The organism is Streptomyces sp. NPDC034043, assembly GCF_055575675.1.
The window spans coordinates 450,341-474,149 of the sequence record NZ_JBVISF010000004.1; the positions used below are offsets into that span (position 1 = coordinate 450,341).

General features: G+C 73.9%; 22 protein-coding genes. 13 read left to right on the plus strand and 9 right to left on the minus strand.

The window, feature by feature from the left end:
• The first annotated feature begins 171 nt into the window (after nt 1-171).
• The 4 genes from ACZ51S_RS13385 (at nt 172) to ACZ51S_RS13400 (ending at nt 3,104) form a co-directional block, all read left to right on the plus strand.
• Complete coding sequence (locus ACZ51S_RS13385) at nt 172-756, plus strand: suppressor of fused domain protein (protein ID WP_468960771.1); 585 nt, start codon at nt 172-174, stop codon at nt 754-756.
• A 57-nt stretch (nt 757-813) separates the two neighbouring features.
• The gene (locus tag ACZ51S_RS13390; protein WP_468478349.1) at nt 814-1,455 is read left to right on the plus strand and encodes a DUF6758 family protein; all 642 of its coding nucleotides are present in this window, start codon (nt 814-816) and stop codon (nt 1,453-1,455) included.
• A gap of 114 nt (nt 1,456-1,569) precedes the next feature.
• Complete coding sequence (locus tag ACZ51S_RS13395; RefSeq protein ID WP_468696286.1) at nt 1,570-2,436, plus strand: PHP domain-containing protein; 867 nt, start codon at nt 1,570-1,572, stop codon at nt 2,434-2,436.
• 62 nt (nt 2,437-2,498) lie between these two features.
• Nucleotides 2,499-3,104 carry a MarC family protein gene (locus tag ACZ51S_RS13400; RefSeq protein WP_388933972.1) on the plus strand — a complete coding sequence of 202 codons (606 nt, stop codon included), beginning with the start codon at nt 2,499-2,501 and terminating at the stop codon, nt 3,102-3,104.
• 60 nt (nt 3,105-3,164) lie between these two features.
• Here the strand turns inward: ACZ51S_RS13400 and ACZ51S_RS13405 are convergent, their stop codons facing one another.
• From ACZ51S_RS13405 to ACZ51S_RS13415, 3 genes are all read right to left on the minus strand, one after another.
• Nucleotides 3,165-3,317, minus strand: a complete 153-nt coding sequence (locus ACZ51S_RS13405; protein ID WP_183067205.1) for a hypothetical protein — start codon at nt 3,315-3,317, stop codon at nt 3,165-3,167.
• A gap of 95 nt (nt 3,318-3,412) precedes the next feature.
• The gene (locus tag ACZ51S_RS13410) at nt 3,413-4,282 is read right to left on the minus strand and encodes an alpha/beta fold hydrolase (RefSeq protein ID WP_468478347.1); all 870 of its coding nucleotides are present in this window, start codon (nt 4,280-4,282) and stop codon (nt 3,413-3,415) included.
• 101 nt (nt 4,283-4,383) lie between these two features.
• Nucleotides 4,384-6,369 carry a DEAD/DEAH box helicase gene (locus ACZ51S_RS13415; protein WP_468960773.1) on the minus strand — a complete coding sequence of 662 codons (1,986 nt, stop codon included), beginning with the start codon at nt 6,367-6,369 and terminating at the stop codon, nt 4,384-4,386.
• A 461-nt stretch (nt 6,370-6,830) separates the two neighbouring features.
• Here ACZ51S_RS13415 and ACZ51S_RS13420 point away from each other — a divergent pair, with 461 nt between their 5' ends.
• Nucleotides 6,831-7,586 carry a ferritin-like fold-containing protein gene (locus ACZ51S_RS13420; protein WP_468478346.1) on the plus strand — a complete coding sequence of 252 codons (756 nt, stop codon included), beginning with the start codon at nt 6,831-6,833 and terminating at the stop codon, nt 7,584-7,586.
• Nucleotides 7,587-7,641: 55 nt separating this feature from the next.
• Here the strand turns inward: ACZ51S_RS13420 and ACZ51S_RS13425 are convergent, their stop codons facing one another.
• From ACZ51S_RS13425 to ACZ51S_RS13440, 4 genes are all read right to left on the minus strand, one after another.
• Entirely contained in the window at nt 7,642-7,944 is a 303-nt protein-coding gene (locus tag ACZ51S_RS13425) for a hypothetical protein (protein WP_468478345.1), read from the minus strand.
• Nucleotides 7,945-8,070: 126 nt separating this feature from the next.
• Nucleotides 8,071-8,298, minus strand: a complete 228-nt coding sequence (locus ACZ51S_RS13430) for a DUF3107 domain-containing protein (RefSeq protein WP_362467386.1) — start codon at nt 8,296-8,298, stop codon at nt 8,071-8,073.
• 120 nt (nt 8,299-8,418) lie between these two features.
• The gene (locus ACZ51S_RS13435; protein WP_467894006.1) at nt 8,419-9,057 is read right to left on the minus strand and encodes a TetR/AcrR family transcriptional regulator; all 639 of its coding nucleotides are present in this window, start codon (nt 9,055-9,057) and stop codon (nt 8,419-8,421) included.
• Nucleotides 9,058-9,217: 160 nt separating this feature from the next.
• Nucleotides 9,218-9,433: a hypothetical protein gene (locus ACZ51S_RS13440; RefSeq protein WP_388933954.1), complete on the minus strand. Its 216-nt coding sequence runs from the start codon at nt 9,431-9,433 to the stop codon at nt 9,218-9,220.
• A 134-nt stretch (nt 9,434-9,567) separates the two neighbouring features.
• Here ACZ51S_RS13440 and ACZ51S_RS13445 point away from each other — a divergent pair, with 134 nt between their 5' ends.
• From ACZ51S_RS13445 to moeZ, 7 genes are all read left to right on the plus strand, one after another.
• Nucleotides 9,568-10,563 (plus strand): alpha/beta fold hydrolase, encoded by a 996-nt coding sequence (locus tag ACZ51S_RS13445; RefSeq protein WP_468478344.1) that lies wholly within the window; start codon nt 9,568-9,570, stop codon nt 10,561-10,563.
• Nucleotides 10,564-10,567: 4 nt separating this feature from the next.
• A complete protein-coding gene (locus tag ACZ51S_RS13450; protein WP_468960776.1) occupies nt 10,568-12,091 on the plus strand; it encodes a DUF3152 domain-containing protein in 1,524 nt (507 codons plus the stop codon).
• A 254-nt stretch (nt 12,092-12,345) separates the two neighbouring features.
• Nucleotides 12,346-13,932, plus strand: coding sequence for a DUF3492 domain-containing protein (locus ACZ51S_RS13455; protein WP_468960778.1), 1,587 nt, complete (start codon nt 12,346-12,348; stop codon nt 13,930-13,932).
• Entirely contained in the window at nt 13,929-14,990 is a 1,062-nt protein-coding gene (locus ACZ51S_RS13460) for a hypothetical protein (RefSeq protein ID WP_468960781.1), read from the plus strand. The genes ACZ51S_RS13455 and ACZ51S_RS13460 overlap by 4 nt, the downstream gene beginning before the upstream one ends.
• Nucleotides 14,991-15,021: 31 nt before the next feature.
• A complete protein-coding gene (locus tag ACZ51S_RS13465) occupies nt 15,022-16,023 on the plus strand; it encodes an NAD-dependent epimerase/dehydratase (RefSeq protein WP_388933939.1) in 1,002 nt (333 codons plus the stop codon).
• A complete protein-coding gene (locus ACZ51S_RS13470) occupies nt 16,011-16,766 on the plus strand; it encodes a spherulation-specific family 4 protein (RefSeq protein ID WP_468960783.1) in 756 nt (251 codons plus the stop codon). The genes ACZ51S_RS13465 and ACZ51S_RS13470 overlap by 13 nt, the downstream gene beginning before the upstream one ends.
• A gap of 78 nt (nt 16,767-16,844) precedes the next feature.
• Nucleotides 16,845-18,023: an adenylyltransferase/sulfurtransferase MoeZ gene (gene moeZ, locus ACZ51S_RS13475; RefSeq protein ID WP_388933935.1), complete on the plus strand. Its 1,179-nt coding sequence runs from the start codon at nt 16,845-16,847 to the stop codon at nt 18,021-18,023.
• An 88-nt stretch (nt 18,024-18,111) separates the two neighbouring features.
• On the opposite strand, the gene ACZ51S_RS13480 is transcribed toward moeZ, so the two are convergent.
• Both ACZ51S_RS13480 and ACZ51S_RS13485 read right to left on the minus strand, forming a co-directional pair.
• On the minus strand, nt 18,112-19,665 hold the full coding sequence (locus tag ACZ51S_RS13480) for an alpha/beta hydrolase (protein WP_468478465.1): 1,554 nt from the start codon (nt 19,663-19,665) through the stop codon (nt 18,112-18,114).
• A 762-nt stretch (nt 19,666-20,427) separates the two neighbouring features.
• Entirely contained in the window at nt 20,428-23,136 is a 2,709-nt protein-coding gene (locus ACZ51S_RS13485) for a lysylphosphatidylglycerol synthase transmembrane domain-containing protein (protein ID WP_388933930.1), read from the minus strand.
• Nucleotides 23,137-23,255: 119 nt separating this feature from the next.
• Here ACZ51S_RS13485 and ACZ51S_RS13490 point away from each other — a divergent pair, with 119 nt between their 5' ends.
• A complete protein-coding gene (locus ACZ51S_RS13490; RefSeq protein ID WP_468478464.1) occupies nt 23,256-23,603 on the plus strand; it encodes an MGMT family protein in 348 nt (115 codons plus the stop codon).
• Nucleotides 23,604-23,809 lie beyond the last annotated feature (206 nt).

The window sequence follows — 23,809 nt, forward strand, 5'->3', positions numbered from 1 at the left end:
GGTCCATCGCAGCCCCACCTCCTCCGGCCGGTCCCCCGTGGGGGACGTCCTGTCGCCGGAGCCCTGAAACAACTCTTCTGAGTGCGGCCCCGACCAGCTGTCAACACTATCAGCCGACGGATGGTCAAGACCCGCCCTTTACCCGCCGGATACGAGTTCTATGCTCGCTGCATGGCAGAAATTCTGGCCCTCGTCGAAGCCCGGCTGCGCAGCACGCTCGGCGAACCCGACGCCCGCGCCTCCGTCACCTTCCTTGGCACCGACCGCATCGAGGTCCTCCGCTTCACCGAGGGCGACTTCGTCCGGTACGCGACCCTCGGCATGTCCGCCCACCCGATGTCCGACCCCACCGCCGTCGTCGCCGACCCGGAGCGCGGCCCGCGCGCCGAACTGGTACTGACCGTACGCGCGGGCCTCGCGCCCACCGACAAACTGCTGCGGCCGCTGGCGGTGCTGGCGGCCTCCCCGATGGTCGAGGGGCTGGTCGTGGCCCCCGGCGCCTCCCTCGACATCGGCGAACCGCTGTGGGACGGGGCGCCGTTCAGCTCCGTCCTCGTCGCCGAGCCCGGCGGACTGGTCGAGGACCTGGAACTCGACGCGCCCATAGACCCCGTCCGCTTCCTCCCCCTCCTCCCCATGACGGCGAACGAGGCCGCCTGGAAGCGGGTGCACGGAGCCGCCGCGCTCCAGGAGCGCTGGCTCGCGCGCGGCACGGATCTGCGGGACCCTCTGCGTACGGCCGTCGCACTGGACTGAGCCCGGACGGGTGACCGCGTCTTGACGAGGCCCCGGGCGGGGAGGAGCGTGCTTCTTATGAGGGGCGAACCGAGTTGCCCGAAGTGCGGTGGCCGGGTCCGTGCGCCCGGCCTCTTCTCCGACTCGTGGCAGTGCGCGGTGCACGGCGCCGTCCACCCGCTACAGCCTGTGATCCCGCCCAGCGTCGAGGGGCTGGAGGTGGTCGTCAACCGGGCGAACGTGCCCGTGTGGATGCCGTGGCCGCTGCCGGTCGGCTGGCTGTTCACCGGCGTCGCGAGCGCCGGTGACGACCGCAGCGGTGGCCGCGCCACCGCCGTGGCCTGCACCGGCCCGGGACCGCTGGGCGGCCTCGGGGAGCTCGTCCTGATCGCGGAGGAGCTGGGCGTCGGCCTCGGCTCCCGCTTCGCCGGCATCGACGCCCCCGACCCGGGGCCGTACATCGACGTCTCCTCCCCGCCGCACGCCAAGGTCATCGCCGCCGGCCGGCCGACACCGCTGTGGCACCTCAACGGCGCCCCCGACGACCGCGCCGTCTTCGCGGGGGAGGCGCGCGGGCTGTGGCTGTGGGCCATCGTCTGGCCGGAGCAGACGGGCCTCCTGATGTACGACGAGCTGGTACTGACGGACCTCCGTGACGCGGGCTCGGAGGTCGAGCTCCTCCCGTGCGGCGCCCTGAGCCCCCGCATCCTGGGACCGTGAGGGCGGGCCGGGACACCGCCCCCACCCCACCCCCCCCGCCCCGTGGGGCCGGCTCGGGCCGCGCGAGCGGTACCCTGGAGTGTCCCCCGTCCGCGTGAACCCTGGAGTCCGGCTGTGCGCATCGACCTGCACGCCCACTCCACGGCCTCCGACGGCACCGACACCCCCGCCGAGCTGGTGCGCAACGCCGCCGCTGCCGGGCTGGACGTGGTCGCGCTGACCGACCACGACACCGTCGGGGGATACGCCGAGGCCATCGCCGCGCTGCCGGCCGGGCTGACGCTGGTCACCGGCGCCGAGCTGTCCTGCCGCCTCGACGGCGTCGGGATGCACATGCTGGCGTACCTCTTCGACCCCGAGGAGCCCGAGCTCGCTCGCGAGCGGGAACTCGTACGGGACGACCGCACCCCCCGCGCCCAGTCCATGGTGGGCAAGCTCCAGGCGCTCGGGGTGGACGTCACCTGGGAGCAGGTGGCCCGGATCGCCGGCGACGGCTCCGTGGGCCGGCCCCACATCGCCACCGCCATGGTCGAGCTGGGCGTCGTCCCCACCGTGTCCGACGCGTTCACCGCCGACTGGCTCGCCGACGGCGGCCGCGCGTACGCCGAGAAGCACGAGCTCGACCCCTTTGACGCCATCCGCCTGGTCAAGGCGGCCGGCGGGGTCACCGTCTTCGCGCACCCCGCCGCCGTCAAGCGCGGCGAGTGCGTGCCCGAGTCCGCGATAGCCGCCCTCGCGGCCGCGGGCCTGGACGGCATCGAGGTGGACCACATGGACCACGACACCGCCACCCGCGCCCGGCTGCGCGGACTGGCCGGGGACCTCGGTCTGCTGACGACCGGCTCCAGCGACTACCACGGCAGCCGCAAGACCTGTCGTCTCGGGGAGTACACCACCGACCCCGAGATCTACGGCGAGATCACGCGCCGCGCGGCGGGGGCCTTCCCCGTGCCCGGTGCCGGTGGAGACGCCCGCGCGTAAGCGCCGCGCCCACACCTCCCCCTCCCGCTTTTCGGTAACACCCCTCACTGCAAGGCATCACTGTGTTTGATTTCGCCGTCTTCGGATCCCTTTTTCTCACGCTTTTTGTGATTATGGACCCCCCGGGGATCACGCCGATCTTCCTGGCCCTGACCTCCGGCCGTCCCGCGAAGGTCCAGCGCCGCATGGCCTGGCAGGCCGTCTGCGTGGCCTTCGGAGTCATCGCCGTCTTCGGCATCTGCGGCCAGCAGATCCTGGACTACCTGCACGTCTCCGTCCCGGCGCTGATGATCGCCGGTGGTCTGCTGCTCCTGCTGATCGCGCTCGACCTGCTCACCGGCAAGACGGACGAGCCCAAGCAGACCAAGGACGTCAACGTCGCGCTCGTCCCGCTGGGCATGCCGCTGCTGGCCGGTCCTGGTGCGATCGTCTCCGTCATCCTGGCCGTGCAGAAGGCCGACGGCGTGAGCGGCCAGGTCTCCGTCTGGGTGGCGATCGCCGCCATGCACGTCGTGCTGTGGCTGACCATGCGCTACTCGCTGGTGATCATCCGCGTCATCAAGGACGGCGGCGTCGTCCTCGTCACCCGGCTCGCCGGCATGATGCTGTCGGCCATCGCCGTCCAGCAGATCATCAACGGCGTGCTCCAGGTGATCCGCGCCGCCTGACCGCCCCCACGCATGCGAAACGCCCCCGCACCGGATCGGTGCGGGGGCGTTTCGAAAGCATCAGGAGGACGCACTCTCGGCCGGTCGGATCAGGATGCGCTGGCCGATGGAGGCCGCCTGCTGCACGATCCGGTTGACGGAGGCCGCGTCCACGACGGTGCTGTCCACGGCGGTTCCGTCGACGTCGTCCAGGCGCAGAATTTCGAAGCGCACGGCTTCTCCCTTCGTCGGTGTTCTCCTTGCACAGGGGTCAACAGGTGCCGCGCGAGAAACATTCCCTACGCTAAGGAAATTTTTTCCCTACCTAACTACCGGGCGCTGGAAGATCGCCAGAAGTCCCCTAGAGCACCCGCCGTGACCTGCGGGTTCTCCGCGTTGGGGGAGTGCTCCGCGCCCTCAACCACCACACGGGAAGCAGCCAGACGGACGGCCATGTCGTCCATCAACGGCACCGGCCAGGCGTAGTCGACCACCCCGGACAGGACCAGCTTGGGCAGCGGCACCGCCGCCAGCTCCGCGACCCGGTCGGGCTCCGAGATCAGCACCCGCCCCGTGGTGATCAGCTGCTCGGGGACCGTGCGCAGCCACCGCTCGCGCAGGAACGCCGCCAGCTCGGCGGAGTCGGGCTCGGCGTCCGGCGGATCCTGGGCGCGCATCGCCGCCCATACGGCCCCCATGTCCTCCCTCAGCTCCTCCAGCGCCATGACCAGCAGCTTCGTACGGGCCTGCTGCTCCTCCGCGATGGCGGCGGGCCCGCTGCTCAGCAGGGTGAGGGAGGCGAAGGGCGCGGCGTCGCGGAGCACCGCGGCGCGCGCGACGAGCCCGCCCAGGGAGTGGCCGACCAGGTGCAGCGGCTCTCCTCCCGGGCCCGCGCCCAGGGCGCGGGCCTGCGCCAGCACGTCGAGCGCCAGCTCCGGGAGCTCGTACGCGGCCTCGTCGCGCGGGCCGGGGCTCTCGTACTGGCCGCGCCCGTCCACGGCGACCACCCGGTATCCGGCGGCGGCGAGCGGCTCCAGCAGGGCGATGAAGTCCTCCTTGCTGCCCGTGAACCCGGGGACCAGCAGGGCCGTTCCGCGTACGGGCTCACCCGCCTCGTGGACGGCGAACTCGCCACGGGCGGTGTGCAGGCGGTACGCGCGGGCGACCGGGGGCAGGGTGAGGCGCGGCGGCTTGCTCATGGCCCGAGGTTACCGGCCCGTAGGGCGGCCCGGGTACGGCGACGGCCCCGGCCCCCTCGAAGGGGACCGGGGCCGTCGTACGGGCGTCTTGCCCGGCCGGGTCAGCGGAACCGGCGGGTCGTCCTGACCGGCTCGACCGGCGGGGCCATCTGGAAGTCCGGCTCCGGAGCCGCGGCCACGGCCGCCTTCCGGGTCCGGGTCCGGCGCGGCGCGGGGGCGTCGGCGACGGCGCCCTTGACCACGTCGGGGATCGGGGTCGGCGCGGCCTTGCGCGTCGGCACCCGGCGCGGCTTGACCGGGGCCGCCTCGGCGGCCGGGTCCTCCACGGCGGGGGCCTCGGCGGCGGCGGCCTTGCGGGTCCGCGTCCGCTTCGGCTTGACCGGGGCCTCCTCGGCCACGGCCGGGGCCTCGGCCACGGGAGCCTCCACGACGGGGACCTCCACGACGGGAGCCTCCACGGCGGCGGCGGCCTTGCGGGTCCGCGTCCGCTTCGGCTTGACCGGGGCCTCCTCGACGACGGCCGGGGCCTCGGCCACGGGGGCCTCCACCACGGCCGGGGTCTCGGCCACGACCGCCGCCGGAGCGGCGACCGCGACCGGAGCCTCGGCGACGGCGGCCTCGGCCACCGCGGCGACGGCCGAAGCGCTCACCCGGGTCCGGCGGCGGCGCGGCCGGCGCGGCTCGTCGGCGGCGGGAGCCTCGGCGGCCGGGGCCTCGGCCACGGCGGCGGACTCGACGCCCGCCTCCGCGTCCAGCTCGGCACCGCCACGGGTCCGGCGGCGCTGACGCGGCGTCCGGGTACGCGGCGGCCGCTCCTCGGTCACCACGGCGGCGGCGGCAGCGCCGCGGCCGCCACGGCCACCACGCCCGCCGGTCTCGCCCAGGTCCTCGAGGTCCTCGGCCTTCAGGCCGGCCCGCGTGCGCTCGGCACGCGGCAGGATGCCCTTGGTGCCGGCCGGGATGTTCAGCTGCTCGTACAGGTGCGGGGACGTGGAGTACGTCTCGACCGGGTCGTTGAAGTCCAGCTCCAGCGCCTTGTTGATCAGCTGCCAGCGCGGGATGTCGTCCCAGTCGACCAGGGTGACGGCGATGCCCTTGTTGCCCGCGCGGCCGGTGCGGCCCACGCGGTGCAGGAAGGTCTTCTCGTCTTCCGGCGTCTGGTAGTTGATGACGTGCGTCACGCCCTCGACGTCGATGCCGCGCGCGGCGACGTCGGTGCACACCAGCACGTCGACCTTGCCGTTGCGGAACGCGCGCAGCGCCTGCTCGCGGGCGCCCTGGCCCAGGTCGCCGTGGACGGCGCCCGAGGCGAAGCCGCGCTTCTCCAGCTGCTCGGCGATGTCGGCCGCCGTGCGCTTGGTACGGCAGAAGATCATGGCCAGGCCACGGCCCTCGGCCTGGAGGATGCGGGAGACGAGCTCCGGCTTGTCCATGTTGTGCGCACGGAAGACGTGCTGCGTGATGTTGGCGACGGTCACGCCCTCGCCCTCGGGCGAGGTGGCGCGGATGTGCGTCGGCTGCGACATGTACCGGCGGGCCAGGCCGATGACGGCGCCCGGCATGGTCGCCGAGAACAGCATCGTCTGGCGCTTCGCGGGCAGCAGGTTCATGATCTTCTCGACGTCGGGCAGGAAGCCCAGGTCGAGCATCTCGTCGGCCTCGTCCAGGACGAGCGCCTTGACGTGCGAGAGGTCGAGCTTCTTCTGGCCCGCCAGGTCCAGCAGGCGGCCCGGGGTGCCGACGATCACGTCGACGCCCTTCTTGAGCGCCTCGACCTGGGGCTCGTACGCGCGGCCGCCGTATATGGCGAGGACGCGGACGTTGCGGACCTTGCCCGCGGTGAGCAGGTCGTTGGTGACCTGGGTGCAGAGCTCGCGGGTGGGAACCACCACGAGGGCCTGGGGAGCGTCGGTCAGCTGGTCGGGCCTGGCCCGGCCGACCTCGACGTCCGCGGGGACGACGACCCGCTCCAGCAGCGGAAGGCCGAAACCGAGCGTCTTGCCGGTTCCGGTCTTCGCCTGGCCGATGACGTCCGAGCCGGAGAGGGCGACGGGGAGGGTCATCTCCTGGATGGGGAAGGGGGACACGATGCCGACGGCTTCGAGGGCCTCGGCCGTCTCGGGGAAGATCCCGAGGTCACGGAAAGTAGTCAGGGTGCTGCCTCTTCTGTGAGACGCGGCGCGAGGCGGCGAGGGGGTCTTACCGTGCCGGGCCTGCAGTACTGCGCCCACGTTCGGGCGAGCCGTACAAAGCTGCGCGGGACCACTGGCCTTCGCTCAAGCGCTTCTGCCGCTGAGGGGGCCCCTCGTGCGGGCCGGTACGCATGGGCGCACCACCACGCTGAGGGCGGTCGGGTGGAGCCGATCGGGCCACCGACCGGGCATCCTCATTCGGATGGCCCGCCGAGTATCCGGCAGGCGCATTACCACTGTACCCCGGAATCGCGCAGGTGTGTCGGGTGAATTCACCACGTAGGCGTGTTTACACGGAGCGGCAGTGCGCGGCCGTGGTGACTTGTGCGCCCTTTAGGCGGGCTATTGTGCGGAGCATGTCGACCGTAGAAAACGCATCTCCCGCCGACGACAACACCCCGGGGGCCCAGGGAATCGCCAACCAGGACTGGGCGACGGCCTCCGCCTCCCCCCAGTACCGGGCCGCCGTCGTGGACCTGCTGGGCGCGCTGGCGTACGGGGAGCTCGCGGCCTTCGAGCGCCTCGCGGAGGACGCGAAGCTCGCCCCCACCCTCGGCGACAAGGCCGAGCTGGCGAAGATGGCCTCCGCCGAATTCCACCACTTCGAGCGGCTGCGCGACCGCCTCGCGGCCATCGACGCCGAGCCGACCGCCGCGATGGAGCCCTTCGCCAAGGGCGTGGACGACTTCCACCGCCAGACCGCCCCCTCCGACTGGCTGGAGGGCCTGGTCAAGGCGTACGTCGGCGACTCGATCGCCAGTGACTTCTACCGCGAGGTCGCCAACCACCTCGACTCCGACACCCGCGCCCTGGTCGTCGGCGTCCTCGACGACACCGGCCACGGCGGCTTCGCCGTCGAGAAGGTCCGCGCCGCCATCGAGGCCGACCCGCGCTGCGGCGGGCGGCTCGCGCTGTGGGCCCGCCGGCTGATGGGCGAGGCCCTCTCGCAGGCGCAGCGCGTGGTCGCCGAGCGCGACGCGCTGTCCACCATGCTGGTCGGCGGCGTCGACGGGATGGCGGCCGGCTTCGACCTGGCGGCCGTCGGCGAGATGTTCACCCGGATCACCAAGGCGCACACCAAGCGCATGGCGGCCCTGGGCCTCGCGGCCTGACGGTCCCGGGAACCCTCCCGGCACGCACCCCGCTCCACCCGGACGCGAGCTCTGCTCAGCCCCCCGACGAGAGCGAAAACGGAGCGCGCCGGGGGGACCGCCGGGAGCCGGCGGCGGGACGCAGCAGCAGGGAGAGCACGACGGCGGACACGCCGACGCCCCCCAGCAGGGTCGCGAACAGGGTGTTGTGCCCCGGGCCCAGCGACATGTGCGTCAGATACGCCCCGAAAAGGGCGCCGGCCACCCCGCTGACCAGGACCGTTCTCGTGGAGGGCAGTCGCTGCGCGAGGACCCGCGAGGCGGCGCCGGACAGTGCGAGGCCCAGCAGACCTGAGCCGAGCGCCTCCATCAGCAGCATCTGGTCACTCCCATGCGTCGGGGCAAACGGGTCACTGCGCTCCCTACCCGAAGCGGAAGAAAGGGAAACGGCCCGGCGGAACCATCCGCCGGGCCGTTTCCTTCGTCCTCGGTGCCTCGAAGAGCGTCAGAGCGCCCCGAAACCGACCTTGCGCACGCTCGGCTCGCCCAGGTCGACGTACGACAGGCGGTCGGACGGCACGAGGACCTTGCGGCCCTTGACGTCGGTCAGGCTCAGCAGCGGCGCCGTACCGGACAGCGCGGCGGCCACGATGGCCTCCAGCTCCTCGGCGCTCAGGTCGCTCTCCAGCACGATCTCCCGGGGTGCGTGCTGCACGCCGATCTTGACCTCCACGGCTTTGTCCCTCCGACGGTCCGGTTCGCGCGATCAGCCGCGCCGTACCCGGTCCACATTAGCCCGGAGAGGGGACACGATCGGCTCGCGGCGGACACGCTGGCAGCGAACAACCGCCGGTCAGGCCTCCGTGCCGTGCAGCGGGAAACCGGCGATACCGCGCCACGCCAGCGAGGTCAGCAGGCCCACCGCCGTGTCACGGGCGACCGGGCTCTCACTGGAGAGCCAGTACCGGGCGACGACCTGCGAGACCCCGCCCAGGCCCACCGCCAGCAGCATCGACTCGTCCTTCGACAGGCCCGTGTCCTCGGCGATGACGTCCGAGATGGCCTCCGCGCACTGGAGCGAGACCCGGTCGACGCGCTCGCGCACCGCCGGCTCGTTCGTCAGGTCCGACTCGAACACCAGCCGGAAGGCGCCCCCCTCGTCCTCGACGTACGCGAAGTAGGCGTCCATCGTCGCCGCCACGCGCAGCTTGTTGTCACTGGTCGACGCCAGCGCCCCGCGCACGGCCTGCAGCAGGCTCTCGCAGTGCTGGTCCAGCAGGGCCAGGTACAGGTCGAGCTTGCCGGGGAAGTGCTGGTAGAGCACCGGCTTGCTGACGCCGGCGCGCTCGGCGATGTCATCCATCGCGGCCGCGTGGTAGCCCTGCGCGACGAAAACCTCCTGGGCCGCGCCCAGCAGCTGGTTGCGCCGGGCCCGGCGCGGCAGTCGCGTGCCCCGCGGACGCGCTGCCTCGGTCTGCTCGATGGCTGTCACGCCGCCTCCCACTTTCTCTAAGAACACAGTGCGCTCTGCGCCGCGCCGCCATCGTACTTTTCGGTAACCGGATCTGGTGGGTTCAAGCCGAGTTTTCTCGCGGTACGGACCGCTCGGACACACGCCTGACACGCTGGTCAGCGCCCGTCGGAGGACGGGGTCAGCGGTAGTCCTCCTCGTCCAGCGGGACCACCCGGGCCTGCTCGGCGGCGTCCGCCACCGGCGCCTCGTCCGGATCCAGGCCGACGAGCGGATCGTCCTCCTGCGGCTGGATCTCGGTGTGCTGCTCGGCGGCGTCGGCTTCCGGCGCCTCGGTACCGAGGTCGTCCCGCAACTCTTCCCGGAAGGTGTCCGGCTCCGCAGGGTCCACAGTCATTCCGCTCCCCTCGCCTTCGCTCGTCATCCCACTACGAGACTAGGAGGATCGGCAGTCCGCCGCCAGACGGTCCTGTGACCGCGAACACAAGCGAACGCAAGGGGCCGGGCGTGATCGTCTCGTAACATTGGCCCATGTCTTCGACCGAGCCGCCGGGCGTACGGTCCACCACCGGACCGGCCTCCCAGGCGGGTGCCGTCCGGGTGGCCGACGGGGAGCAGCTGCGCACCGTCGCGCTGCCGGGCCTGGAAATGAACGTACGTTTCCGGCCGCCGCAGCGGGCGGGCCTGCCGCCGGCGCTCTTCGTCCACGGGCTCGGCGGTTCCTCCCAGAACTGGTCGGCCCTCATGGAGCAGCTGGCCGGAAGCGTCGACGGCGAGGCCGTGGACCTGCCCGGATTCGGCTGGTCCCCGCCGCCCGCCGACCGGGACTACTCGGTGACCGCGCTCGCCCGCGCCGTCATCCGCCACCTCGACGCCGCCGGGCGCGGGCCGGTGCACCTCTTCGGCAACTCCCTCGGCGGGGCGGTCTCCACCCGCGTCGCGGCCGTCCGCCCCGACCTGGTGCGCACCCTGACGCTCGTCTCGCCCGCGCTGCCGGAGCTGCGCGTGCAGAGGGCGGCCGTGCCCACCGCCCTGCTCGCCCTCCCGGGCGTCGCCGCGCTCTTCGGCCGGCTCACGTACGGCATGACGGCCGAACAGCGCACCCGGGGAGTGACGGCCCTCTGTTACGGAGACCCCTCACGGGTGACGGCGGAGGGCTTCCGCGCCGCCGTCGAGGAGATGGAGCGGCGCATGGCGCTGCCCTACTTCTGGGACGTGATGACCCGCTCCTCGCGGGGGATCGTCGACGCGTACACCCTCGGCGGGCAACACGGACTTTGGCGCCAGGCGCAGCGCGTGCTCGCGCCGACCCTGCTCGTCTACGGTGGGCGAGACCAACTGGTCTCGTACCGTATGGCGCGCAGGGCCGCCGCGTCCTTCCGCGGCTCGCGGCTGCTGTGCCTGCCCGAGGCCGGGCACGTGGCGATGATGGAGTACCCCGAGGTGGTCGCGGCGGCCTTCCGGGACCTGCTGCGTGACACCGCCGAGCGGGTATCCGACCGAAGTACCGAAGACGGCAAGGGCTGAGGACGTGGGACGACATAGTCGCAAGGCCTCCGCCCCGGTCCGTCCGCCCGCGGAGCCCGGGCAGCCGACGGCGGCGTACGAGCCGCAGGGATACGCGGCCGGCCCCCACGCCGTCGGCCCCCACCCGGACGGGCTGTACACCCCCGAGCCGTACGAACCCGAGGCCCCCGCGCACCGGCAGTACGCGCACGATCCGTACGAGCCGGCACCCCACGAGGCCAACGCGCACCGGCAGTACGCGCACGAGCCCGCGCCCCACGAGGCCCCCGCGCACTACCCGCACGGTCCGTACGAGCCGGCGCCCCACGAGGCCCACGCGCACCCGCGGTACCCCCACGACCCGTACGAGCCCGCGCCCCACACCGGCGCTGCCGGCGGAGCGCACGGGGACGCCGAGCCCACCGTGGTCCACCAGGGGTACGCGCCCCACGCCCGCCCCGCACCCCGCGGTGCGCGCCCCGGCGGTCACCCCGAGCAGCGCGAAGGCGGCGGCGCCGGCCGGGCCCCCGGGACGGGTGCCGTCCACGGCGACCGGTTCGGCGCCCCCCGGGCCGCCACCGCCGCGCCCGCGCCCGCTCCGGCGGCGGCCCGGCCCGCGCCGGGATCCGCCCCGCGCGACCCCCTCGGCTCGACCGGCTCCCACCGCCGGGTGCCCGGGCCCCGCACGCCCGCAGCGCCCGCCGCCCCCGCGAGCGGCCGTGGCGCGAAGATCCGTACGTACACCGGAATGGCCGCGGCGGCCGTCACCACCGTGCTCGCCGTCGTCGTAGCCGGACAGGTGGCCACCGAGGGCGACTCCGACGCCGCCGCCACCCGCGCCGCCGGGGACGACGCGCTCCCGCGCACCCAGAGCGACCGCTCGCCGGCCTCCCGCTCCGACGGCCGCCCCACCCCGTCCGTCCCGCCCGCCCCGGCCGCGCAGCCGCCCACGTACGAGGAGCGGATGGCGCGGCAGCTGCCCATCGACGCCAAGCTCGCCGGCCCGGGGACCTTCGACACCGTGCCCGGCGTCGACAAGGCCCCGGGCAAGGGGAAGCGGGTGCGCTACCGGGTCGACGTGGAACAGGGCCTCGGCATGGACGCGCAGCTGTTCGCCGACGCCGTGCAGCGCACCCTCAACGACCCGCGCAGCTGGGCCCACGACGGTGCGATGACCTTCGAGCGGGTGCCGGGCGGCGAGGCCGAGTTCGTGATCACCCTGGCCAGCCCGGGGACCACCGGCGTCTGGTGCGCGAAATCCGGTCTGGACACCACCGTCGACAACGTCTCCTGCGACTCCGCCGCCACCGAGCGCGTGATGATCAACGCCTTCCGGTGGGGCCAGGGTTCGCAGACCTACGGCCCCGACCAGATGCTCGCCTACCGGCAGATGCTCATCAACCACGAGGTCGGACACCGGCTCGGCCACGGACACGTCAGCTGTCAGACCCCGGGCGCGCTCGCGCCGATCATGCAGCAGCAGACGAAGTCCCTGACCATCGACAACATCCCCTGCAAGGCCAACCCCTGGGTGTACCCCGGCAACTGACCGGGTCCGCGGCCCCGGACCCGGTCCGCGGCCCCGGACCGGGTCCGCGGTACCGAACGCCGGGTGGCCTTCGCGTTACGCCCTTCCTAGCGTCCTCGAACGCGAACCGTACGGGAAAGTTACGACTCTTCACCCCTTCCGGTGGCGCGACGGACAACCGTCCGCCGCGCCACCGGCGCATCCGCTTGAGTTTCCCGCGGCGGGTCGCCGGACCGACGGCGACCGCCTGGAACGGGAGATCGGGGGTGCCACTCGTGCGGATCGGACTGGTCACGGAAGGTGGTTATCCGTACGCGGCGGGAGAGGCCAGGCTCTGGTGCGACCGGCTCGTGCGCGGACTGCCGCAGCACGAGTTCGAGCTCTACGCGCTGAGCCGCACCGCCGGCCAGGAGGAACGCGGCCGGGTCACGCTCCCGCCGCACGTCACCCGTGTGCGCACCGCCCCGCTGTGGGCCCCCGCCGACGACGGGCGGACGTACTCCCGCCGCGAGCGGCGGCGCTTCGCGGAGGGCCTCGCGGAGCTGGTCCGGGGGATCTGCGAGGACGGGCCCGAGGCCTTCGCCGCCGGACTGTACGGTCTCGCCGAACTCGCCGGTGAACAGGGCGGGATGTACGCGGCCCTGCGCTCCGAGACCGCCGTGCGGGTGGTGGAGGCCGGCAGCCGCGCCCGGGGCGCGAGCCGCGCCGTGCGGACGGCGGCGGTCCCCGACCTGCTCCAGTTCGTCGACGAACTGGAGCGCGCGCTGCGCCCGTTGTCCCTCGACTGGTACGAGGACGAGGGCCTCGGCCGGGTCGACGTGTGCCACGCCGCCGCCGGCGGGGTGGCGGCCGTTCCCGGACTGCTGGCCAAACGCTTCTTCGGAGTCCCGCTGCTGGTCACCGAGTACGGCGTCCAGCTCCGCGCCCACTATCTGGAACGGCGCGAGGAGACCCGCCCCGCCGTACGGGCCCTGCTGGCCGCCCTCCACATCCGCCTCGCCGGGGAGATCTACGCCCGCGCCGACCTGCTCACCCCCGGCAACGCGCACGCCCGCCGCTGGCAGGAGCGCTGCGGGGCGTCCCGGGAGCGGCTGCGGACGGTCTACCCGGGCATGGAGGCGGACCGATTCGCCACCGTCGGCGAGGACCCCGGCCGCGGGGACCCGGACACCCTGGTGTGGGTCGGGCGGGTCGAGCCGGCCAAGGACCTGATCGCCCTGCTGCACGCCTTCGCGGAGGTCCGCCGGGCCGCACCCCACACCCGGCTGCGGATCTTCGCCTCGGCGGCCGCCCCCGGATACCTGGCCGACTGCCGCTCGCTGGCCGCGCAGCTCTTCCCCGACGAGGCCGCCGACGCGCGCACGGTGGGGGAGAGCCCGGTCACCTTCGAGGAGATCGGCGGCCCCGAGGCGCCCACGCCCGCCGACGCGTACGGGGCCGGGCGGATTGTGCTGCTGTCCTCGGTGATCGAGGGCTTCCCCATCACCCTCGCCGAGGCCATGTTCTGCGGCCGGGCCACCGTCTCCACCGACGTCGGAGCCGTCCGCGAGGTCATCGGCGGCACTGGGCTCGTCGTCCCCCCGCGCAACCCCCGCGCCCTGGCCGAGGCCTGCCTCGCACTGCTGGAGGACCCCGAGCGGGCCCAGCGGCTGGGCGCCGCGGCGCGGGCGAGGGCGTTGGAACTCTTCACCGTCGAGCAGAACGTGGAGGCCTTCCGCGAGAGCTACCTGCGGCTGCTGGCCACCGGCTCGGCGCGGCCCGAGGGCGAGGTGCCGTTCGACTGTCCGGCGGAGGCGCGCGTGCCGGGGCCGTGGGTCGCCCGCCCGGCCGAGACGGGACTGGCTTCGGAGGCGATGGCATGACGACCTCGGACCTCGCGGGCGCGGCGCCCCCGCCGCCCGGGGCCCTGCCCGCGGACCCCGCCCCGGCTCCCGCCGGCGTGGCCGGTCCGCACGGGGCCGGTCCGCACGGGGCCGGGCCGGTCGCGGCCGCCACCGGGGCGGGGGCCGCCGGGGATGCGGCCGCCGGGCCGGAGAAGGCCCGCCGCAGGCCCGGCGGGGACCCCGTCAAGGCACTGCTGCACCGGCACCGGGAGCTCTGTGAGCGGGCCGTCGACCCGCTGGAGATCGCCGCCGGACTGGAGGCGCACGGCCTCACCGACCGCACCGCCGCACGGTTCCGGCACCGGGACGTCTTCACCCTCGCCGAGGAGCTGTACGCGCGGACCCCGCGCGGCGAGGCCCCCGGCCCCGCGCCCGCGCAGCCCCCGGCCACCGCCCGGGCCGTACGCGGCTTCGGGTACGCCCTGCTGCCCGGTGCCCTCGCCCTCGGCGCGGCCGCCACCGGGACCCCGGGGGCCGGACCCCTCGCGGCGCTCGTCACCGCCGCCGCGCTGGTGTGGCCCGGGCGCAGCGCCCGGGGCCGCTTCCCCCGCGCCGTCCACCTGCTGGCGGCGGCCGCCGTCGGCTGGGCCGTCCACCGGCACGGCCCCGCCCTCGGCGCGGCCCTCGCGCTGGCCGTCGCCCCCGGACACCTCGCCGCGGTCCTCTACGCCGCCCGGGCGCGCCGCCGGCTCGCCGGGAGCCGGGCCCTGGAGGACTTCGCCGCCGGGGCGCGGCCGCTGCTCGCCGGGACCCTCCTGCTGTTCGCCGCGGCCGCCATGGGGGCGGCCGCGCTCACCGGGGCCGCCCCGGGGACGGCCGTACCGCTCGCGGTGCTGCTGTTCCTGGCCCGGCTGCTGCTCCGGCACGGCGCCCGCCGCCCCCCGGTGGCCGCGGCCCTGGCGCTCGCCCTGGTCCCGGCCCCGGCGGCGGTCGCCGCCGCCGCGGCGGGACTCCTCGTACACGCCTTCCTCGCGCTGTCCCGTGCCTCCGCACACGCGCGTCACCGACCCCAGCGACACCAAGGAGAAACAGGATGACCGGCCAGCCAATCGACCAAGGGGTTGCGCGATGAGGGTGCTGCTGATCGGAGCCAACGGATACCTCGGGCGCTACGTCGCGGACCGGCTGCTCGCCGACCCCGCCGTACAGCTCACCGCGCTCGGCCGCGGCGACGACGCCGACGTCCGCTTCGACCTCGCCACCGGCAGCCCCGGCGCGCTCACCCGGTTCCTGGACGCCGTCCACCCGGGCGTCGTCATCAACTGCGCGGGCGCCACCCGCGGCGGCGCCCGGGAACTGACCCGGCACAACACCGTCGCCGTCGCCACCATCTGCGAGTCCCTGCGCCGCAGCGGCTGCGGGGCCCGCCTCGTCCAGCTCGGCTGCGCCGCCGAGTACGGGCCCAGCCAGCCCGGGTCCTCCACGGCCGAGGACGCGGTCCCGAGACCCGGCGGGCCGTACGGCGTCAGCAAACTCGCCGCCACCGAGCTCGTCCTGGGCTCGGGACTGGACGCCGTCGTCCTGCGGGTCTTCTCGCCCGTCGGACCGGGCACCCCGGCCGGCTCCCCGCTTGGCCGGCTCGCCGAGGCGATGCGGCGGGCCATGCAGTCCGGGGACGGCGAGCTCAAGCTGAGCGGCCTCGGGGTGCAGCGCGACTTCGTCGACGTACGGGACGTCGCGCGGGCGGTGCACGCCGCGTCCCTGTCCGCCGCCCAGGGCGTCGTGAACATCGGCACCGGCCGCGCGGTGCGGCTGCGCGACGCGGCGGCCGTCCTCGCCCGGGTCGCCGGCTACGGCGGCGCCCTGCACGAGCTGGACGTACCGCACGGCGACGGCCGGCACGGGCACGGCGGCCGCCCCCCGGGCCTGTCCGCCATCGGCTCCCCCCGCTCCGAGGCCACGCCCGAGCAGCTCGCCGCGGCCCCCCAGGCGTACCCCTACCCCGACGGCTGCGGCGCCTGGCAGCAGGCCGACGTCCGCACCGCCCGCGACCGGCTCGGCTGGCGGCCCCGGATCAACCTGGAGGAGTCCCTCGCGGACATCTGGATGGAGGCGGCGTGCCGCATCTGACCACCCCGCCCGGGTCCACGGCGACGGCAGCGACCGAGGCCGGCCGGCTCGGCCTGGGCATCCCCGGCTACGCGCACCCGCTGGTCGCCCCGGTGGAGTGGGCCGAGCTGACCCGCCCCGGGACCCCCCTGCACTGGGCGGTGCTCAACGTCGCGGCCGGCCCCGGCGGCCGGCCCGACCCGCACTGCACGGAGGCGGCCGCGAAGCTGCGGGCCGCGGGCGGAACCGTCCTCGGGCACCTCGCCGTACGGAACGGCTCCCGCTCCTTCGGGGAGCTGCTCTCCGACGCGCACCGGTTCCGCGACTGGTACGGCGTCAGCGGCTTCTACCTGGCCGGCACCCCCGCCGACCGGGCGGAGCTGTCCGCCGTCCGCCGGGTGACCGACGCGCTGAGGGGGCTCGGAGAGGACGTGCGGATCGTGCTGGGGCACGGAACGCACCCCTACGAGGGCTACGTGGAGGCCGCCGACCAGCTGGTCACCTACTCCGGGGCCTGGGCCGACTACCGCTGGTCGCAGGTGGCGGAGTGGACCGCCGACCATCCGCCGGAGCGGTTCTGCCACCTCGTCCACGGGGTGCCGCGCATGCACCTGGAGGAGGCCATGCGGATCGCCCGCTGGCAGGGAGCGGGCACCGTCTGGTTCACCGACCGGCGCGGCGCGGCCGACCGAGACCCCTGGGCCTCCATGCCCGCGTACTGGGACGAAATCGTCTCGCGGATCGGGACGGGTGTCTTGGAATGAAGACGGGCGTGGCACTGTTACGGGATAGAACAACCCTTAAATGCTCCCCGCGTCCGCGGGGATGACCCTGGAGTCCCCGTGTCGCTGCCACCCCTGGTTGAGCCAGCCGCTGAGCTCACCGTTGACGAGGTCCGTCGGTACTCGCGTCACCTGATCATCCCCGACGTCGGGATGGACGGGCAGAAGCGCCTGAAGAACGCCAAGGTGCTCGCCGTGGGTGCCGGCGGTCTCGGCTCGCCCGCCCTGATGTACCTGGCCGCGGCCGGTGTGGGCACGCTGGGCATCGTGGAGTTCGACGAGGTCGACGAGTCGAACCTGCAGCGCCAGATCATCCACAGCCAGGCGGACATCGGCCGTTCCAAGGCCGAGTCCGCCCGCGACAGCGTGCTGGGCATCAACCCGTACGTGAACGTGGTCCTGCACGAAGAGCGGCTCGAAGCCGACAACGTGATGGAGATCTTCAGCCAGTACGACCTCATCGTCGACGGCACGGACAACTTCGCCACGCGCTACCTGGTCAACGACGCCTGCGTGCTGCTGAACAAGCCGTACGTATGGGGTTCGATCTACCGCTTCGACGGCCAGGCCTCCGTCTTCTGGTCCGAGCACGGCCCCTGCTACCGCTGCCTGTACCCGGAGCCCCCGCCGCCGGGCATGGTCCCGAGCTGCGCCGAGGGCGGCGTACTGGGCGTGCTCTGCGCGTCCATCGGCTCGATCCAGGTCACCGAGGCCATCAAGGTCCTCACCGGCGTCGGCGAGCCGCTCGTCGGCCGCCTGATGATCTACGACGCCCTGGAGATGCAGTACCGCCAGGTCAAGGTCCGCAAGGACCCCGACTGCGCGGTCTGCGGTCCGAACCCGACCGTCACCGAGCTCATCGACTACGAGGCCTTCTGCGGCGTCGTGTCGGAGGAGGCCCAGGAGGCCGCCGCGGGCTCCACGATCACTCCCAAGCAGCTCAAGGAGTGGATCGACGCGGACGAGAAGATCGAGATCATCGACGTCCGTGAGAAGAACGAGTACGAGATCGTCTCCATCCCCGGCGCGAAGCTGATCCCCAAGGGCGAGTTCCTGATGGGCACCGCCCTCCAGGACCTGCCGCAGGACAAGCGGATCGTCTTGCACTGCAAGACGGGTGTCCGCAGTGCGGAAGTCCTCGCGGTGCTGAAGTCCGCGGGCTTCTCCGACGCGGTGCACGTCGGCGGCGGCGTCATCGGCTGGGTCCACCAGATCGAGCCCGAGAAGCCGGTCTACTAGCACCGGTCCACCGGTCCACCGGTCCACCGGTCTTCCCGGTAGTGTCCCGGAAAGGGGCCGTACCCGCCCGGCGGGTACGGCCCCTTCCTCATGCCGCCGCGCAGACGGTGCCCGCGCCCGGCACCTTCCCGTCCAGCAGGTACGCGTTCACCGCGCCCTGGACGCACTTGTCGCCGCTGTTGTACGCGCCGTGCCCCTCGCCCTTGTACGTCAGCTCCACCCCCACCCCCTTGCCGAGCCGCTCGGCCATCTTGCGCGCGCCCTCGTAGGGGGTCGCCGGGTCACCGGTGTTGCCGATCACCAGGATCGGCGCGGAACCGGGGGCGGAGACATCCGGGGTCCGCCAGGCGCCGGGCACCGGCCAGTCGGTGCAGCTCAGCAGGGCCCAGCCGAGGAAGTCGCCGAAGACGGGCGAGGCCGAACGGAACCGCGGCAGCCGGGCCTTGGTCTCCTCCAGGGTGTAGCGCTCCTTGGAGTCGGCGCAGTTGATGGCGGTGTTGGCCGCGCCGATGTTGCTGTAACGGCCGTTCTGGTCACGGCCGTTGAGCGCGTCGGACAGGGCCATCAGCAACTGCCCCTGGCCGCCTTCGGCCTCGTCCAGCCCCTGTTCCAGCAGCGGCCACAACTCCTTGGAGTACAGGGCCTGGGCGATGCCGTTGGTCGCCTGGGACTCGGTGAGCCGCCGGCCGCCGATGCCGGGGATCGGCCTGGCGCCCAGGTCCTTCTGCAGCTTGATGACGTTCGCCTCGATCTCCTTGGCGGTGCTGCCCTGGATCCGGCACTGGTCGCCGCGGTCCACACAGTCCTGGGCGAAGTTGCCGAGGGCCAGCTGGAAGCCCTTCGCCTGGCCGAGCGCGCCCTGTTCGGCGTCCTTGGTGGGGTCCACGACGGCGTCGAAGACGGCCCGGCCGACGTTCTTCGGGAAGAGGTGGGCGTAGACCCCGCCGAGTTCGGTGCCGTAGGAGATCCCGAAGTAGTTCAGTTTCTGATCGCCGAGGGCCTGGCGGATCCGGTCCAGGTCGCGGGCGGCGTTCTCGGTGCCCACGTACGGGAGCACCTTGCCGGACTTGGCCCGGCAGGCCTCCTGGTAGGTGCGGATGCCTTCGACGTAGGCCTTCTCCTCCTGCGGGGTGTCGGGGGAGGAGTCCTGCGCGTAGTAGGCGTCCAGCTGCCTGTCGTCCTCGCAGCGGACGGGAGCGCTGCCGCCGACCCCGCGCGGGTCGAAGCTCACCAGGTCGTACCGGGCGCGCAGGGCCTCGTACTCCTTGGCGGCGCCCGGCAGCGTGGCGATCCCGGACCCGCCGGGCCCGCCGAAGTTGAACACCAGGGAGCCGAGCCGGTCGGCCTGGCGGCGGGCCTTCGCGCGGATCAGGGCGATGGGGATGGTCTCGCCCTCCGGCTCGGCGTAGTCGAGCGGTACGTCGAGCGTGGCGCACTGCCAGTCCCGGCCTGGTGCCGGCCCGCTGCCCTGGGCGGCCGTGGGGGCGTTGCACTCGCCCCAGGAGAGGGGCTTTACCGGCTCGGCGGCGCCGGACCCGGTTCTCCGGCCGTTGCTGCCGTCTCCGTCGGAACAGGCGCCGGTCGTGAGCAGCGTGGCGGCGAGGGCGGCGGCGGTGGTGGCCCGGAGGACGTTTCTCGGCATGCCCCCATCCTGTGGGCGCACCCCGCCCCCCGCCCGCGCGCTGACCCGTCCGGGGGACGGGACGGCGACCGTTGCCCGCCGGGGGCGGAAGGTGGCGGTGGTGGCGAGGGGCTCCGTGGCGGGGGCGGCTGCGGCCTCGCGGGCCGGAGCGGGGCTGGTGGTGACGAAGGGCAGGGTGACGAGGGCGGGCGGCAGTGGCCTGTCGGGTACGGCGCTCGGGGCGGCTCGCGCCGTGGCCGGGGCCTGACGGGTGTCGGAGCGGGGCCGGTGGCTGCCACGGACGCCCTGGCCGAGGCGGCCTGGCCCGGCCTGGGGGCCGGAGCGTGGCCGGTGGTGGTGAGGGGCTCCGCGGCGGAGGCGGAGGCTCGGGATTGCCCGGGCCCCGGCGGTGGCCCTCCGAGGCCGGAGCGTGGCCGGTGGTGGCGAGGACTCCGTGGCGGGGGCGGCGGTGCCGTTCGCCGCCGCCGAACGGGCCGACGTGGCGGCGACCGGGAGGTCGCCCGGTGACAGAACCCGGCGTACAGGCCGGCTCCACGCCAACGCCTCTCCGCTCCCGGCGTGCCCGCCCCGCCCGCGGGGGCGCCCGCTGGACCTCGGGCCCCGCGGGCGGGACTCGGGGCGGGGTCGGCAGAGCCGGCCGCCGACGTGGGAGGCGCGGGGTCCGGGGCGGAGCCCCGGGGAACGGGCGAAGGGTGGGGAGGGGCAGGCCCCGCGCAGGGGCCGCGTACACGGCCCGCCCCCCCCGCTGCGCCACCCGCGGAGCTAGATCGCTTCCTTGCGGGTCAGGAAGTTGAACGACAGCCACCCCGGCAGCACCGGCAGCCAGAAGGTCATCAGACGGAACAGCAGCACCGCCGAGATCGCGACCTCCTTCTCCAGCCCCGCCGCGATCAGACCCAGCGTCAGGGTGGTCTCCACCGCCCCGATGCCGCCCGGCGTCGGCGCCGCCGAGCCGAGCGCGTTGCCCGCCAGGAACACCACCGCGATGCTCGCGTAGCTGATGGCCTCCCCGCCCCCGAAGGCGCGGATCGAGGCGTCCAGGCACATCACGAAGCAGCCGGTCAGCAGCAGCATGCCGCCGATGCCGGTCATCAGCTTCTGCGGCCGCTGGAGCACGTCCAGCATGCGCGGCACCACGCCCGCGAACAGCGCCCGCACCCGCGTCACCACGAACTTCCGCAGGAACGGCACCGCCGTGACGACCAGCACCAGCACCGCCACCGTCAGCAGGCCCGCGATGACCGTCCTCGACGGGGTCATCTCCGGGGTCTTCTCCGTGCCCGTCAGGTAGCCGAAGGCCAGCAGCAGCAGGATGTGGCTGGCCAGCCCGAAGAGCTGCGAAGCGCCGACGCTCGCCACCGCCAGCCCCGGCCGGACGCCCGCCCGTTGCAGGAACCGGGTGTTCAGCGCGACACCGCCCACCGCCGCCGGGGCGACCAGCTTCACGAACGACCCCGCGACCTGCGCGACCACCGTCCGCAGGAAGGACACCCGTTCCGGGACGAAGCCCAGCAGGCTCATCGCCGCCGCGAAGTACGTCAGCGCCGAGAAGGCGAGCGCCGCCCCGACCCAGCCCCACTGCGCCTGGCCGACGATGGTCGCGAAGTCCACGTGCGCCAGCTGCGTGAGCAGGAAGTACGCGCCGAAGGCACCCGCGATAAAGGAGACCAGCGTGCGCGGCCGGATCCGCTCCAGCCGGGCCGGCTCCACCGGCGCCTGCGGGCGGATCAGCAGCACCTGCCGACGGATCTGGCTGAGCAGGTCCTCCTCCCGCGCCCCCTCCAGCGCGTCGTCCAGCGCCCTCTTCTCGGCCTTGCGGTCGGCGGCCGGGCTGGGGGCCGCCGGTGCGGCGCCGTCGCCCGCCTCGCGCGCGGCCTTCGCCGCCCGCGAGGACTCCAGCACGGCTTCCCGCTGCCGGTCGGCCCGCTCCCGGGCCAGCTTGCGCAGGGTCGCCCGGGTGGACCGGCTCAGCGCGATCGGCTGGAGCAGCGGCAGGCAGTCCGCCACCGCGTCCGGGCCGAGCACCGACACGGCCGAGGCCACCGACCGCTCCGCGCCGATCCGCAGGCCGAGCGTGGTCAGCAGCTGCGCGATGTCCATCCGCAGCACCAGGTCACCGGCCGCGATCTCACCACCCCGCAGGTCCGTGAGGATCACCTTGCCGGAACGATCCACCACCAGCGCGTCTCCCGTGAGCCGGCGGTGCGCGATCCGGCGCGACTGCAGGGCCCGTACCTGCTCCCACGCGTTGCGGATCAGCTCGTCGGTGATCTCCTCGTCGGCGAGGGCGTCCAGGTTGCGGCCGCCCAGGTGCTCGTAGACGAGCATCACGGCGTCCGGGCCCAGCTCGGAGGTGGCGATCAGCTTCGGCGCGTTCGCACCGGCCGCGATGGCGGCGTACGCGAGCAGGGCCTCCTGCTCCAGCGCCTGGCGCAGGGACTGGATGCTGCGCCGGGTGGTGATCCCGCGCAGGGTCATCCGCCGCCAGACCCGGTAGAAGAAGCCCTGCGCCTGCTGTTCGCGGTCCACGACGGTGACGTCCAGCGGAGGACCGTCTTCCAGCGTGACGTGGTACCGGCGGCCACGGTCGCCGATCTCCGTGCCGTCCCCGTCCGGGGCCTCCGCGCGCATCGCGCTGACCGGCTGGAAGCCGACGCGGCGCAGCCCGGCGAGGAGGTTCTGCCCGGTGGGCCGGACGTTCGGCGAGCCGACCGCGTACAGGGTTCCGTACGCCACGCTCCAGCCGATCAGCACCGTCAGGATGATGGAGAACGGTGTGGTGTACCCGCTGACCAGCATCGCGAAGGCGTCCAGCAGCAGGACCACCCACAACGCGACCCGCCAGCGTGGCCGCCGGGTCATCCCGACGGCGGTCATGTACGCGATCACGGGCGCGAGGTACCCGTGCACCGGGTCCGTGGAGGCGCCGGGCGTGCCCGTGGCACGGGTGAGGGCGTCCTGGATGGTCCCGGGGGCGCCCTGGGACACCCACAGGTCGGTGGCCAGGGTCACCCCGTGCGCGAGGACCGCCGCGAGGACGCCGTCGGCGATGCGCAGCCCGTCGCGTTTGATCAGCCGCTCGATGGCGAAGGCCACCGGTACGAGGAGCACGGCGATGCTGGACACCAGCCCCGCGACCTTGATCAGCAGGTCCGGCGCCTGGCCGGTGCCCTGCGTGATGTCCTGCTCCAGGCCCGCGGTGGTGCCGTGGGCGAAGGCTGCGATGCCGAGCACGACGGCGATGCCGAGGATCCCGGCGAGCAGACGGACCAGGTCGGAGGGCCGGTGCACGCGGGCGGCGAGCAGCGGCTCGTCCACCTCGACCCGGTCGGCCGCCGTCGGCGTGTGGCCGGGCGGGTCGTCGGGGTGCGCCTCGTCCGGGCGCGCGTCATCGCCCCTCGCCGCGCCGTCCGGAGGGCTCACGACCCGCTCCTTCGCCGTCACATCCGTCTCTTCTTGATCACGTATCACCAGTCACCGCCCGGAAGATGGTGGCACGGACCGGCGGCCGAGCGGGGCAGCAGGGTGCGCGCCGGTACGGAAGGAAGGCTTCCACCGGGCAGCCCGGAACATCCGGCACCATGTGCCGAATGAGCGAAGAGCTGCCCGCCTACGCGGAGCGGGTACTGGAGGTCGCCGAGCGGATTCCGCCCGGCCGGGTGATGACGTACGGGGACGTCGCCGAGTGGCTCGGCGAGGGCGGACCGCGCCAAGTCGGGCGTGTCATGGCCCTGTACGGAGGAGCCGTGCCCTGGTGGCGCGTGGTGCGGGCGGACGGCGTACCCCTGCCCGGCAGCGAGCGGCGCGCCCTCGGGCACTACCGGTCCGAGGGCACCCCGCTGCGCGAGACCGCCTCCGGCGAGCCGCGGCTGGCGATGCGCAGGGCGCGCTGGGACGGGCGCGAGGAGGGACGCGGGGGCGACGAGGCTCACACCTGACAGCTTCCGGCATGCGAGACGCGGACGGAGGGTCGAAGGCCCGTACGGAGGACGGGGCCGCAGGCCTCCCGGGCGACGCCCGGCCCCGGCGGGACGGACTGCGGGGGCCGCCGCGGTTGGCGTAGCGTTGCCTCTTCGGCGTACGCGGCCGGGGCCCACCCGACCACTGCGGCCGCCGGCCAGACCGCAGCGACCGCAGACCCACC